The organism is Chitinophaga sp. 22620, from assembly GCF_052044405.1.
Classification (GTDB): Bacteria; Bacteroidota; Bacteroidia; order Chitinophagales; family Chitinophagaceae; genus Chitinophaga.
Map to the genome: position 1 here is coordinate 58236 of NZ_JBQEMV010000006.1, position 14258 is coordinate 72493.

Annotated in this window: 12 protein-coding genes; 6 read left to right on the forward strand and 6 right to left on the reverse strand. The window is 53.3% G+C overall.

What is annotated here, in order from left to right; all coding sequences use genetic code 11:
* Positions 1-74 precede the first annotated feature (74 nt).
* From ACTJIK_RS24080 to ACTJIK_RS24090, 3 genes are all read left to right on the forward strand, one after another.
* Positions 75-497, forward strand: coding sequence for a hypothetical protein (locus tag ACTJIK_RS24080; protein WP_440650101.1), 423 nt, complete (start codon positions 75-77; stop codon positions 495-497).
* Between the two features lie 152 nt (positions 498-649).
* Positions 650-1675 (forward strand): sensor histidine kinase, encoded by a 1026-nt coding sequence (locus tag ACTJIK_RS24085; protein ID WP_440650102.1) that lies wholly within the window; start codon positions 650-652, stop codon positions 1673-1675.
* Between the two features lie 17 nt (positions 1676-1692).
* Complete coding sequence (locus ACTJIK_RS24090) at positions 1693-2385, forward strand: LytR/AlgR family response regulator transcription factor (RefSeq protein ID WP_440650103.1); 693 nt, start codon at positions 1693-1695, stop codon at positions 2383-2385.
* Between the two features lie 67 nt (positions 2386-2452).
* Here ACTJIK_RS24090 and ACTJIK_RS24095 read toward each other — a convergent pair whose 3' ends face one another.
* Positions 2453-2596 carry a hypothetical protein gene (locus ACTJIK_RS24095; RefSeq protein ID WP_440650104.1) on the reverse strand — a complete coding sequence of 48 codons (144 nt, stop codon included), beginning with the start codon at positions 2594-2596 and terminating at the stop codon, positions 2453-2455.
* A gap of 276 nt (positions 2597-2872) precedes the next feature.
* Between ACTJIK_RS24095 and trhO the strand changes: the two genes are divergently transcribed.
* Positions 2873-3907 carry an oxygen-dependent tRNA uridine(34) hydroxylase TrhO gene (gene trhO / locus ACTJIK_RS24100; RefSeq protein WP_440650105.1) on the forward strand — a complete coding sequence of 345 codons (1035 nt, stop codon included), beginning with the start codon at positions 2873-2875 and terminating at the stop codon, positions 3905-3907.
* A 70-nt stretch (positions 3908-3977) separates the two neighbouring features.
* Here trhO and ACTJIK_RS24105 read toward each other — a convergent pair whose 3' ends face one another.
* From ACTJIK_RS24105 to ACTJIK_RS24120, 4 genes are all read right to left on the reverse strand, one after another.
* On the reverse strand, positions 3978-6473 hold the full coding sequence (locus ACTJIK_RS24105) for a DUF5686 and carboxypeptidase regulatory-like domain-containing protein (RefSeq protein ID WP_440650106.1): 2496 nt from the start codon (positions 6471-6473) through the stop codon (positions 3978-3980).
* Between the two features lie 74 nt (positions 6474-6547).
* Positions 6548-6901 carry a hypothetical protein gene (locus tag ACTJIK_RS24110; RefSeq protein WP_440650107.1) on the reverse strand — a complete coding sequence of 118 codons (354 nt, stop codon included), beginning with the start codon at positions 6899-6901 and terminating at the stop codon, positions 6548-6550.
* Positions 6902-7029: 128 nt separating this feature from the next.
* Positions 7030-8223, reverse strand: coding sequence for a trans-sulfuration enzyme family protein (locus ACTJIK_RS24115; protein WP_440650108.1), 1194 nt, complete (start codon positions 8221-8223; stop codon positions 7030-7032).
* A gap of 26 nt (positions 8224-8249) precedes the next feature.
* Positions 8250-8669 (reverse strand): OsmC family protein, encoded by a 420-nt coding sequence (locus ACTJIK_RS24120; protein ID WP_440650109.1) that lies wholly within the window; start codon positions 8667-8669, stop codon positions 8250-8252.
* A 162-nt stretch (positions 8670-8831) separates the two neighbouring features.
* Between ACTJIK_RS24120 and ACTJIK_RS24125 the strand changes: the two genes are divergently transcribed.
* Together ACTJIK_RS24125 and ACTJIK_RS24130 are read left to right on the forward strand one after the other, a co-directional pair.
* Positions 8832-9941: a homoserine O-acetyltransferase family protein gene (locus ACTJIK_RS24125; RefSeq protein ID WP_440650110.1), complete on the forward strand. Its 1110-nt coding sequence runs from the start codon at positions 8832-8834 to the stop codon at positions 9939-9941.
* A gap of 253 nt (positions 9942-10194) precedes the next feature.
* On the forward strand, positions 10195-13035 hold the full coding sequence (locus ACTJIK_RS24130) for a TonB-dependent receptor (RefSeq protein WP_440650111.1): 2841 nt from the start codon (positions 10195-10197) through the stop codon (positions 13033-13035).
* Positions 13036-13136: 101 nt separating this feature from the next.
* On the opposite strand, the gene ychF is transcribed toward ACTJIK_RS24130, so the two are convergent.
* Entirely contained in the window at positions 13137-14240 is a 1104-nt protein-coding gene (ychF, locus tag ACTJIK_RS24135; RefSeq protein WP_440650112.1) for a redox-regulated ATPase YchF, read from the reverse strand.
* Positions 14241-14258: the final 18 nt, after the last annotated feature.

Below are 14258 nucleotides of genomic sequence, written 5' to 3' on the forward strand. Positions count from 1 at the left end.
ATGGTATTGTCGCATGGCACGGCCGGGCATAGTTTTGTTGAACGAAACCAAGCGTTTAAACAAAACACAGTTATATGAACTTTTCAGTAATTAAAAAGCAGCGGTGGAGCCTTGCGGTATTATTATTAGCTGCCGGTTTGTTTGTTTCCTGCAGCAAAGATAAAAACGACGATCCCACACCTCCCGGCGGCGGCGGGTATCCCAAAGAAGTGAACGTTACCTACAAAGTGACCAAAGTATCCGGCAATATTACCAGCTGCCGCATCGATTGGTTCAATGCCACCGGCGGCATGACGACAGAGCAGAACGCAGCGCTGCCCATCACCAGGAGCTTTAAGAGGACCGTGAAACAATACGACTGGGTAACATTCAGCGTTGCCAGCACCACTCCCGGGAGCCTGAAGCTGGAGATACTGGTAGGCGACGATGTGGTGGAAACACAGACATTCTCCGGCACCGGGACCTTCGCGGGTACGTTGAAGTATATTTTCCCGTAGGCAGCCGTTAAACATATGAATAGGGCGGTCCGTAAAGTAAACGGTTACTTTGGACCGCCCTCTTTATTTTGTGGATAGCCCCATTCGTCAAGCCAAACCCGCTTTTCATGTAATCCAGGTATCCCGCAAATGCCGTACATTTAATTTACGGTATGAACCTTTTGAAAAAGATCTACAACTGGCGGCTCCACCATATCCTGTTCTGGGTTGCTTTCTTTGTGGTGTGGATCACATTGCGGATAGACGATTACCCGGACCTCACGCCCACTGTGCTGGCCGGGCTGCTGAAGGTGCTGTCGCTGGCGGGGGCCGTCTATTTCACCAATTACGTGCTGATCCCGAAATACCTCTACACCAAAAAATACATCGCTTTTTTTCTCAGCTTTACCGCTCTGGTGGCGGTTACCGGCTTTGCCGTCATCAAAGTGCTGAATCTCATACTGCTCCCCTACGCCTCCACCATCACCCATTGGCCCAATGCCACGCTCAACGCACAGCTGTACGACGTGTACATCCCCCTGTTTTTTATGGTGGGCGCCGCGGCGGGCATCAAATTCTATATAGACCAGATCAGGACGCTGCACCGGCTGCAAAGCGCCCTGCGCGCGGGAGCAGAGCAGGAACTGCAGTTCCTCCGTTCGCAGATCAACCCGCATTCGCTGTTCAATTCGCTGAATACTATTTATTTCCTGATAGATAAAGACAACCGTACCGCGCGGGACACGCTCATGCAGTTCTCCGAGCTGCTGCGCTACCAGCTGTACGAATGCAATACCGAACGGGTGGACATCGGGCGGGAGATACAGTACCTCCGCAGCTATGTGGCCATCCAGCAGCTGCGGCATGGAGAGCAGTACGACATTGTGTTTGAGCACAGCCCGGCGGTGAAGGACTTTACCATTGCGCCGCTGCTGCTGATCCCTTTCGTGGAAAATGCCTTCAAGCATGTTTCACACCGGCCGGCCAATTCCATCCATATAAAAATGGAGCGGGAAAACGGGGAGTTCCGCTTCCGGGTGCATAATACCCGCGAGCCGAAACCCGCCGCCGGCAATGGCGGCATTGGGCTGAGCAATGTGAAACGCAGGCTGGAACTGTTGTACAACGGCAAACATTCACTGGTGGTCCGCACGGAGCCGGACACCTATTCAGTGACCTTAACGCTCCAGGTATCATGAACCTTTAAATACCGCATATGAACCTCCGTTGCCTGGTGGTGGACGATGAGCCGCTGGCCCGCAAAGGGCTGAAGGAGTATATAGCCGACGTCAGTTTCCTGGAACTGGCCGGGGAATGCGATTCCGCCGTGAAAGCCGCGGATATGCTGCACAGCGGGCAGGTAGACATCCTGTTCCTGGATATCCAGATGCCGCGCATGACCGGGCTGGAACTGCTGCGCACCCTGCCCAGCCGCCCGCTGGTGATACTGACCACCGCCTATGCGGATTATGCCGTGGAAGGCTTTGAGCTGGACGTGTTCGACTACCTCCTGAAACCCGTTTCTTTCGAACGTTTCCTGAAAGCCGTGAACAAGGCCAAAGCGGCGCTGAAAAAGGAAACAGCGGAGTATTTCTTTATCAAATGCGATAACAAGCTGGAAAAGATCGCCCTGGCGGACGTGCTGTTTGCCGAGGCTTTGCAGAACTACGTGGCCATTCATACCCAGGCGCGGAAATACATTACCTACCTGACCTTTAAAGGGGTGGAAGAATACCTCCCGGCAGACCGCTTCCTGAAAGTGCATAAATCGTTTATCGTGGCGCTGGATAAAATTGAAAGCATCGAAGGGAACGAGGTGCTCATGGCCGGCCATCACATCCCGATCAGCCGCAACCTCAAAGACGAGGTGATGGAAAAAATACTGCACAACCGGTTCCTGAAAAGATAAAAAGCCGCCCGGCGCTTTGCCGGACAGCTTCTTATCTTTTGCTTGCCAGAGACATAATAATATTCCGTCAATACCGGCTGCTTCTTCTCCTGCTTCTTGCTTCTGAACTTTTGGCTTTTTCATTTTCGTTCGCTCCGAAATGATAAGCTGCCAGGCGGTACAACCAAAGGGCAACAATGGCGGCGATCACATAATACGTATACATATTCATATAGGCTATATTTAGGGTTATTGTTTTACTGTCCTCACGGCGGTCGTTTCTCTGCTCTGATACCCTATTTTCCAAAAGCGTGCCATTTTTGTTAATGAGGGTCCGTGCAAGGAACAACTATAAATGAATTAATTGATTTATGTGTTTTGATTCCCAATACTTTTCCCTTCCGGGTAAAACGGCTCAAAAAAAATTATCGTAACTTTGCGGCGTTATAACACGGATGTGCTATGACAGGAATTTTGTTCCACCGGCGTTGGTCCTTAAAATTCAAGCATGGTTTTACATAACAGGTTGTCCGCCACAGAGCTGAAAAAAAAGCTGGCGGAAGAAACATTCAAGCGCGTCACTGTTTCCTTTTACCAGTACGCCAAAATTGCAGACCCCCGGGCGTTCCGGGACGGTCTTTACCTGGCCCTCGACCAGCTCCTGGTTTTCGGCCGGATATACGTTGCCCATGAGGGTATAAATGCACAGGTCAGCATTCCCGAACAACATTTTGAGGCGTTCCGTCAACACCTGGACACTATCCCCTTCCTGAAGGGCATTCGCCTGAACATTGCCGTGGACGACAACGGCAAATCTTTCTGGGTTTTAAAGATCAAAGTGCGGGACAAGATCGTGGCAGACGGCATCACCGACCCCACCTTCGACATGGACAACCGCGGCCGTTACGTGAACGCCGAGGAGTTCAACCGCCTGACGGACGACCCGGACACCGTGGTGATTGACATGCGCAACCACTACGAATACGAGGTTGGCCACTTCGATAAAGCGCTGGAAGTACCTTCGGACACCTTCCGGGAGCAGCTGCCCATGGCGGTGGATATGATGAAGGACCAGAAAGACAAGAACATCATCATGTACTGCACCGGCGGCATCCGTTGCGAAAAAGCTTCGGCATACATGCTGCACAACGGTTTCAGGAACGTATTCCATCTCGAAGGCGGGATCATCGAATATGCGAACAAAGCTCGCGAGCAAGGGCTTCCCAACAAGTTCAAGGGAAAAAATTTCGTGTTCGACGACCGCCTGGGCGAGCGTATCTCCAACGAGATCATCAGCCAGTGCCACCAATGCGGCGGGCCTTGCGATACGCATACCAATTGCGCCAACGAAGGCTGCCACCTGTTATTTATCCAGTGCGAAAAATGCGCGGCGGAATACAATGGCTGCTGCAGCGCTGAATGTAAAGAGGTGCTGGCGTTGCCTGAAGAAATGCAGGCCGAACTGCGGAAAGGGATCGACAAGGGATTGATGCTGTTCAACAAACGCAGGCGCAGAAGGGATTCCGCTTCGAAGAAAGAATGAAATATCCATATAAGAAAATAAAAATGCCGGAGGCTGATGTACAATCCCTCCGGCATTCCTGTTTTAATATCTATTCAAATTTGAACGCGCTGCCGAGTATCCCTCCAAAACCTACCCTGATGCCGATGCGCGTATCCGCCTGGCTCTGGTAGCCGGCCACCACATCCACCCTGAGCACTTTGAAAATATTCTCCAGCCCCGCGAACACTTCCACATAGTTATTGTCCCTGTTCACGTAAAAGGCGTTAGAACCCGCTACCAGGTGCCATTTCAGGCGGTTGAACAGCGGGATGCGGTTGGTGAGCAAACCATTGAAGTGATGCTCCACATTCGCGGTGCCGTACAGTTTGGCGGTGGTGCTGTACTGGTAATACGGCGCCAGCTGGAAACTGTTCACGTAGCGGATGTTCAGGAAGGTCTGGTTGCCGTTGAAGTGCTGCATATCGGGGATGCTCACTTTGCTGTTGTTCAGGAAGCCGCCTCCCGTGAAATGGTAACGCAGCTCGCCCAACAGCTTGAAATTCATGTTGTCGCTCACACCGATGTTCCACTTGTCGAAATCCGCATCCAGGAAGCCTTTGCGGTAGCTGGCGGTGAAGGTGGGGTACTTGCTGCCCATGCCTACCCTGCGGTTCGGGTATTCGATAAAACGCTGCCCCGGCTGGAAGCTGATGCTGCCGCCCACGGTGATCACCTCTTCGCGGTTGAATGGAATATGTGCCAGTTCCTGCGGGTGGTTGGGCGTGAAGACCTTTTCACTGTTCTTGAACAGCACGTAGTCTTCCGTATTCTCCAGCGGGATGCGGTTCTCGTAATTGGCGTTGAGGCTGAAGGAAACGGTACGCTGGAAATTGCGGTAGAAGTTAATACCACCGAACCAGCTCTCATACAGTTTCATGTAATTCTCTTTCAGCAGCAGCGTGTATAAGGAATTCATAATCGGGCCGATAGGCTCACCTCGGTTGAACTGGCTGATGCGCTTGCCCCCGGAAATGGTCCATGAGTTGCCGGTACCGTATTCGCCCTGCCCGCTGCCCGCGTATGTCAGCGACGTGTATGCGTTCAGGTGAGTATTCGTAAATCCGTAGCGGATATTGTTCTGCCATATCAGCGCTTTGTTCTTCGGCAGGCTGAAAGTGACGCCTGGCGTGATATACAAAGAAGCGCCCTCCACGGTGTTATAACTCAGCCCTTTAATGAGCGAGCCCATATTGAAGCGGTGCGCTGCGATGGCCGTGTCGCGCCTGAAATACCAGGTATGCCCCCAGCCAGTGAGGAATATGTTATTTAGCTCAACCCGCTGCGGTTTGCGCCGGAGCGAATCCAGGTGGCGGCCGGACCTTGCGGAATCGCGGCGTGCGCGGGCTGTGCTGTCTTTCACGCGATAGTCCTTCTGTTCCTCTTCTTCCAGCGGCACGGGGCGGATGCTGTCCCAGTAGTTCATCCCCCTGAACTCCGCATCCTTCTCATATTTCATGATCACTTTGTTGAAGTATCCTTTCGGGAAAACGGGGTCCAGGTTATAGTTGGAATAAACATTCACCGAGTTGGCCACTATATCGAAGCCGAAGAGTTTCGTGGCCACGTACACCACCTGGTCTTTGGTGCGCCAGACCGTAGCATTCACCGGCACATGCGTTTGCCTGATCACCAGCGTGTCCAGCAGTTCCAGCTGGTATTCCTTGGTAAGCATCAGATCGGTGCTGTGAATGCGCCAGTCGTCTTCCGTGATGAAGATATAACCTGAGAATACCGGTTCATATTTGCGGCGCGGGATCACCTTTATTTTGTTGACCAGCTTATCGTCGTCCATAAAAGTGCCTTCCAGCCTGTATTTGTAATAAAACAGCGCGTTCTCTGAAATGGGGGAAATGAAGCCGCGCGGCCCCAGCTCGGAGGCTACGGCTTCCACGTTGTTGTCGTAAAAACTGATGATGGTGGGAATGCTGAAGCCCAGCCCTCCCCCGCTCTGCCGGCTGGAAATCACTTCCAGCTTGGTATCCGGCGCACGGTAGGCGATCCTGGTAACGGATTCGGAAAGGGATACGATGCCTTTTCCGGTGGAATCGACGCCGATCTCTTCGGTATCGATCTTTTGCCCGAATACGCGTTTGGGCGTTTTGCGGAGCCTGGCCAGCATTTTAATATAAGATTCCACGCTGTAGTTCTTTACCTGCGACTGGTAAAAAGAACGTTTTTTGATCGCCTGGCGGATGATGGCGTAGGCAGGGTCTTCCCCGCCGGATCTGACTACCACTTCCTTTATCTGCATGCTCAGGGGCTGAAGCACAAAATTCAGTTCCAGTGTGGCGCTGCCGGCCTGAATGGTTTTTTCTTCCTTGCGGTAGCCCATGTACTGGCAAACGATCACGTGGCTCCCCTGCGGAACGTCCAGCTGGTACAGGCCTTCGGCGTTGGCGGTAGTGCCCTGCGTGGTGCCTTTGATCATCACGGTGGCAAAAGGCAGGAACTCACCTTTTCCGTTGGCGATTTTACCGCGGATCAAAGTGGCATGGGCGGGTATGGCAAACAGGAATAAAAGGGATAAAGGTAGATATCTCGTCATGCATCAAAAGTAACAGATACAAATAAACGTTATATGGATTAACGGATGTTTTAGGTCAATTTTAACAGAGTAGATTATTTGGATCGTTTCAGGGGCCTTAAAACGCTCGCAGACAGGGCGCTCACTCCGCCCACAAGCCCGCCGATCACGCTGGTGATCAGGATCATGGCCACGGGCAGGCTGGTTTTGAGGATCAGCTCGCTCATGCGGGTGGAAAGGATATGTTCGTTCCGCACGTCTATCACCAGGGCCAATATGCCCCAGAGCAGGAATACCGCCAGGAAACCGCTGCCGAAGGCGCGGCCGGGGGATTGCTGCCAGAAAAGCGCTACGATGAACGCCGCCAGGGCGATGCTCCACCAGTCCAGGAAGAGCCCGAGGATGTAACCAAGTATGACAGTGAGGATCAGAGCAAGTACAAAACGCATATGCGCAAATTAAAAAAAGTGATGCAGGGTAATCAGGAAGAAAATTAAGGTATTCTTCGCAATTAACCCGCATCACTTTTCCACGGAACGGAAATTATGTGCACCGGCTGTAACGCACGGTTGTTGTGCTATTTGCTGTTTTCCAGCGCCTGTTCTATATCATGAATAATGTCGCCTACATGTTCCAGCCCCACGGAAATACGGATCAGGCCGGGCGTGATGCCCACGTTCTGCCTTTCCGCCTCGCTCAGCTTGGCGTGGGTGGTGCTGGCCGGGTGGGAAGCGATGCTGCGGCTGTCGCCCAGGTTGGCCGTAAGGCTCAGCAGTTCCAGCTCATCCAGGAAACGGCGGCCTCTTTCCAGCCCGCCTTTCAGCTCAAAACAAACAATACCGCCGCCTGCTGTCATTTGTTTCTTCGCGATGGCGTACTGCGGATGGCTGGGCAGGAACGGGTATTTCACCCATTCCAGGTGCTCATTGGTTTCCAGGGCCTGCGCCAGCTTCAGCGCGCTGGCTGAATGGCGTTCCATGCGCACATGCAGGGTTTCGAGGCTGCGGCTCAGTACCCAGGCATTGAACGGGCTCAGGCTGGGGCCTGTGCTGCGGCAGAAGGTATACACCTCGTCTACCAGCTCTTTGCGGCCCAGCACGATACCGCCCAATACCCTGCCCTGCCCGTCGATCCACTTGGTGGCGGAATGCGTTACCAGGTCCACACCGAGCGCAATAGGCTTTTGCAGGGCGGGCGTGGCAAAACAGTTGTCCACGTTCAGGAGCACTTTATGTTTTTTCGCGATCTGCACCAGCGTTTCCAGGTCCACCAGGTCCAGCCCGGGATTGGAAGGCGTTTCCACGAAGATCATTTTTGTATTGGGTTGTATGAGCGCTTCAACGGTCTCCGGTTTGGTGAGATCGAAATAGGAATGCCCGATCCCCCATTTCGGGAGTAGTTTAGTGATCACCGTATGTGTGGATCCGAAGATGGACGACGAGCTTACCAGGTGGTCTCCCGTTTTGAGGAAAGCCATGAAGCTGGCGAACACGGCGCTCATGCCCGAAGCGGTGGCAAAGCCGGCCTCAGCGCCTTCCAGCGCGCGCATACGGTTGATAAACTCTTCTACGGTAGGATTGCTGAAACGGGTGTAGATAAATGCGTCCGTTTCGTCCGCAAAAGCGGCGCGCATGGCTTCGGCATCGTCGTAACAAAAGCTGGAAGTGAGGTACAGCGGGCCGCTGTGCTCCATGTGCGATGTTCTTTCAGATTGTATCCGGATGGCCTGCGTTTCCGCATGCCAGGTAGTTTTATTCTCTCTCTTGTTCATTGTATTGCTTGAGATCAGGCCTTGGGTCAGGCGTTAAGTTTTACTTCCCAGGTAAGGTTGGTTTTACCCTGGCGGAGCGTTTCCGCAACGGAGCAATATTTGTTCATGGAGAGCTCCACGGCGCGGGCCGCTTTGTCTGCATCAATATTGCCGCTGAGATGAAAAATGATGTGCGCTTTTTCCCAGAGGGAAGGTTCTTTGCCTTTTTCGCGTTCGGCTTCTATTTCGATACGGAGGTCTGTGATCTCCTGGCGCTGTTTTTTCAGGATCATCACCACGTCTATGGCGGAACAGCCGCCGAGGCCCATCATCAACATCTGCATGGGGCGCACGCCGTTATTCTTGCCGCCGTTCTCTACGGAGGAATCCATTAATACCTTGTGGCCCTGTTCGTCCACCGCTTCCATGTTAAACCCGTCGTCTATACGTTTTAAAGCGATCTTCATATTTGGTGCTGATATTTTATACAAAATTAGGAGTAAACCCGATTAACAAAGATAATTCTTTACACGTAATAACAGTGAAGTGACAAATGGCATTCGTAAAAGCGGATAGGAAAACCGCGAAGGGTTTTGTAAGTTTGGGAAATTTTTTGAATAGCGTTGTCAGTGCAGACCTATCATAGCAACCAGCCGTTTACATTGGAGTCCGGGGAGGTTTTACCCGGCATAGATATAGCTTTTCATACCTACGGCACCCTGAACAAACATGCCGATAATGTCGTGTGGATCTGCCACGCGCTTACCGCCAATTCCGATGTGGCGGACTGGTGGCAGGGCCTCGTCGGCGAGGGCCGGGTAATAGACCCTTCCAGGTACTTTATTGTCTGCGCCAACATCCTGGGCTCCTGCTATGGAAGCTCGGGGCCGCTTTCCGTGAACCGCTCCGCCGGTTATCCTAAAAGAAAAAAAGGCGCCGTGCTGCAGGAATTACTTCCTGAATACAGTACCATGGAGCTGAACGACGAAGGTGACGCCTACGACGGCCAGCGCTGGTACCGCGATTTCCCGCAGGTCACCATCCGCGACATCGTGCATGCGCACATCCTGCTCCGCAAACACCTTAATATAGATCATATCCACCTGCTGGTAGGCGGTTCCATGGGCGGCTACCAGGTGCTGGAATGGACGCTGATGGAGCCTGAGCGCATCGGCCGGCTGTTCCTGCTGTGCACCGGGGCTGCCGAAAGCGCCTGGGGCATTGCCGTGCATACCTCGCAGCGGCTGGCCATCGAAGCAGACAGTACCTGGGAACTGCCCCGCAAAGACGCGGGGGCGGCGGGACTGAAGGCTGCAAGGGCCATTGGTATGCTCACCTACCGGAACTACAAGACCTTCATGGCCACCCAAACCGATCCCGACAAGGAAAAAACGGATCATTTCAGGGCGTCATCCTATATCGAATACCAGGGCGAAAAGCTGGTGAAACGCTTCAATGCCCAGAGCTACTGGCTGCTCACCAAAGCGATGGACAGCCACAACATCGCCCGGGGGCGGCATGCGGACGTAGCCACCACCCTGCGCCAGATAGAGCAGAAAACCCTGCTGATCGGCATCACCAGCGACATACTCTGCCCGCCCGAAGAACAGCTCCTGCTGGCAGAGCATATGCACAACACGGTATACCACGAGATCGACTCCCCCTACGGGCACGACGGCTTCCTGATCGAATTCGAAAAGATCGGGCGGATACTTGCCGCATTCCTGGAACAGGCTTAAATCTTTTCATGGCGGAAAATACCCCTGCAGCCGCTATTCCCTGAGCGTGCGGAATACGCTTATTGCGCCCGGTGCCAATGCATCAAGTATTAGCCTATTCTTTAATGGAAAAATTGTTGGTATTCTAAAAATTCCTTAACTTCTCCTTATAATACAACTGATCAACAACCAAAACCTGTACACGTTTAATCCGTAGAAATCAACATTCATTCAATCCAAAAGACTGCCGATCCTTTCATCAAATTCTCACTTTATGAAATTAACTCGACAAAAGCATGGGTGGCTCATGGCGTTGTTCCTGCTGCTTGCGCAATTAACCCTTGGCCAAACCCAGCATACTATCTCCGGAACAGTTGTTAATTCATCCACCAGCCAGGCTATGCCGGGCGTAACCGTGTCCGTGAAAGGCGCTTCTACAGGGGCAGTCACCAACAACAACGGGGAATTCACCGTCAAAACCACCCGTTCCCTGCCACTGACGCTCGTGTTCACCTACGTGGGCTTCAAAACGCAGGAGATCACCGTGCAGGACGCCTCCGCCAGCGTGAACGTACAGCTGGCCTCCACCGAGATCCTGGGCCAGGAAGTAGTGGTGTCCGCCAGCCGCGTGGCGGAAAGCATCATGGAATCTCCTGTATCCATCGAAAAACTGAGCACCAGGGCCATTAAAGAAACTCCAACCCTTAGCTTCTACGATGCCATCACGAATTTCAAAGGCGTGGAAAGCAGCGTACAGAGCCTCACTTTCCGCTCCATCACCACCCGCGGCTTCAATGCCAACGGTAATACCCGCTTCAACCAGTTCATAGACGGGATGGACAACCAGGCCCCCGGCCTCAACTTCTCCGTGGGCAACATCGTGGGCATCTCCGATCTCGACGTTGAAAGCGTGGAACTGCTGCCCGGTGCGGCTTCCGCCCTTTACGGCGCAGGCGGCATCAACGGTACGCTGCTGATGACCAGCAAAAATCCTTATGACTACCAGGGCCTCAGCCTCCAGCTGAAAGCCGCCATGAATAATGTAGGCCCTTCCGCCAGGGGATCCGCGGGTTTCATCCCGGAGATCAACGCCCGGTATGCCAAAGCCTTCGGTAAGTTCGCTTTCAAGGTAACCGTGGGTTACCTGCAGGCCAACGACTGGTGGGCAGCGGATTCCACCAACTTCGACCGCCTGAACCTTAATAAAAAAGCAGGCTTCAACCATAGCTCGGACCCGAACTACGACGGTGTGAACGTGTATGGCGACGAGATCAACGCCAATATGCGCAGCGTGGCGCAGTCTGCCGTGGCTGTAGGTACCAACGCCTTCATCCAGCAATTCACCGCGCAGGCAGGCAGGGCGCCTACCGCGCAGGAGATCCTCAACTTCCAGACCACCAACCCGAATGTAAGGCCCTTCTTCCTTGGCCTCCAGGGCGGCGTTATTCCCAACCAAAGCGTAAGCCGCACTGGGTACCGCGAGCAGGAGCTTGTAGACTATGATACCAAAAGCCTCCGTACCGGCGCTGCTTTCCATTACCGCTTCAATTCGGAGCTGGAAGCCATCGTACAGGGCAACTGGGGCCAGGGTACCAGCGTTTATACAGGTACAGACCGATATTCGCTGCGCAACTTCAACCTCGGGCAGTATAAGCTGGAGTTGAAAGGCAAGAACTTCTTCCTGCGCGGCTACACTACCCAGGAACGTTCCGGTGAAGCCTACAATGCTACCGCGCTGGCCTCGCTGATCAACGAGGGCTGGAAGCCCAGCACCGCCTGGTTCCCGCAGTATGTGGGCAACTATGTAGGCGCAAGGGGCGCGGGCGCCAGCGATGCGGCCGCACATGCTGCAGCCAGGGCAGCGGCGGACCAGGGGCGATTTACGCCGGGCTCCCCGCAGTTCCAGACCGCGAAGGATACCATTTCCAATAAATACATTGGCGTAGGGCCGGGTAAGAACGGTGCGCGGTTCGATGATAAGACCAATCTTTACCACTACGAGGGCATGTACAATTTCAGCCACCTGGTTAAAATATTCGAACTGCAGGCCGGCGCTTCCTACCGCCGCTACGACCTGAACTCAGGCGGCACCATCTTTGACGATGCCAACCGCGATATCAAAATAGATGAATACGGCGCATTCCTCCAGGTGGGTAAAAAACTGGTGAACGACCGCATCAAGCTGACCGCCTCCATGCGCTACGATAAAAATGAGAACTTCGAAGGCCGCTTCACGCCAAGGTTTACAGGCGTGTTCACCGTGGCGAAAGACAATAACATCCGCCTCTCCTACCAGACCGGTTTCCGCAACCCCACCACGCAAAACCAGTACATCGACCTGGAAGTGAGGGCCAATACCCGCCAGATAGGCGGCCTGCCGGAACTGCTCAACAAATACAACCTGAACACCAACAAAGGTTATACGCAGGAAAGCTTCCAGCGTTTCCAGCAAACCGGCAACCCGGCAGACCTTCAGCAATACACGCCTACCGAATTTAAACCGGAACGGGTGCAGGCCTACGAAGTGGGTTACCGCGGCCTGATCAAGAACCGGCTGCTGATCGACGCTTATTATTATTACAACAGCTACAAGGATTTCATCAATACCATCGTGCTGATACAAAGTGCCGACGGAACCCCGGCAGGCCTTGCCGCGCCGCGGATCTTCTCCACCGTGAACAATAATCCCGAAACAGTAGTGACCCAGGGATGGGCGCTGGGCCTGGATTACGTGGTGGGCACCTGGAACATCAGCGGTAATATTTCCTACAACGACATGACGAAAAAACCCGTGAGCCTGTACAACGACTTCAACACCCCGAAATACCGCGCCAACCTTGGCTTCGGCAACCGGAACGTGTACAAGAACCTCGGGTTCAACATCAGCTATCGCTGGCAGGATACCTATCTCTGGAACTCCACCTTCGCGGTAGGCGACATCCCCGCTTTCAGCACGCTGGACGCGCAGATCAGCTACAGGATCCCGACGGCCAAAGCCACCATCAAGCTGGGCGGCTCTAACCTGCTGAACCACTATTACAACACCTCTTACGGCAACCCGATGATCGGCGGTATTTATTATATCGGCCTGACCTTCGACGAGCTTTTACGGTAGTCATTTTCTTTGCCATAATATATAATAGCGAAGGCCCCGGTTTTACACCGGGGCCTTCTATTTTGTTGTAACCCTCATGATTGCTCATGGGTATCTTTGGCTTATACGTTGAAGCGGAAATGCATAACATCGCCGTCGTTCACAACGTATTCCTTGCCTTCGATGCGCAGGCGGCCATTGTCGCGGGCTGCTGCTTCGGAGCCATATTTTACATAGTCTTCATAAGCGATCACTTCCGCTTTGATGAAACCTTTTTCAAAATCAGTGTGGATCACGCTGGCAGCCTGCGGGGCTTTCCAGCCTTTGTGGATGGTCCAGGCACGCACTTCCTGTACCCCTGCCGTGAAGTAGGTGATCAGGTCAAGCAGCTTGTAGGCGGAGCGGATCAGGCGGTTCAGGCCGGGCTCCGTAAGGCCGTATTCAGAGAAGAACAGCTCTTTGTCTGCCGGGTCTTCCAGCTCGGATATCTGCGCTTCAATGGAGTTGTTCATCACGATCACCTCGGCTCTTTCGGCTTTCACGGCTTCTTCCAGCGCTTTGGAATATTTGTTACCGGTGTGCAGGGAGGCTTCGTCCACATTCGCTACATACAGCACGGGTTTGGCGGTAAGCAGGAAGAGGTCTGCTATAGCAGTTTCTTCTTCTTTCCCCAGGGCCAGCTCACGGATGTTCTTGCCTTTCTCGAGGTGTTCCTTGCAGCGTTTCAGCACTTCAAATTCAGCTTTAGCCTTGGGGTCGCCACCGGTTTTAGCCATTTTTTCGGTACGGGCGATCTTCTTTTCAACACTTTCCAGGTCCTTCAGCTGCAGCTCGGTATCAATGATCTCCTTGTCGCCCACTGGGTTGATGGCCCCTTCGTCGCGGAGGATGTTCTCGTCTTCAAAACAGCGGATCACATGCACGATGGCGTCCACCTCGCGGATGTTGCCGAGGAATTTGTTACCCAGCCCGTCTCCCTTGCTGGCGCCTTTTACGAGGCCGGCAATATCAACGAACTCGATCGTAGTAGGCACGGTGCGATTGGGCTTCACCAGCTCTTCCAGCTTGGCGATACGCTCGTCCGGCACGTCTACCAGCCCGATGTTCGGTTCTATCGTACAAAAGCGGTAGTTGCTGGCTTCCGCCTTTGCGCTGTTGGAAACCGCATTAAACAAAGTGGACTTTCCTACGTTCGGTAATCCTACAATTCCTGCTTGCAAAGCCATTTTCTCAAAAATTTGCGC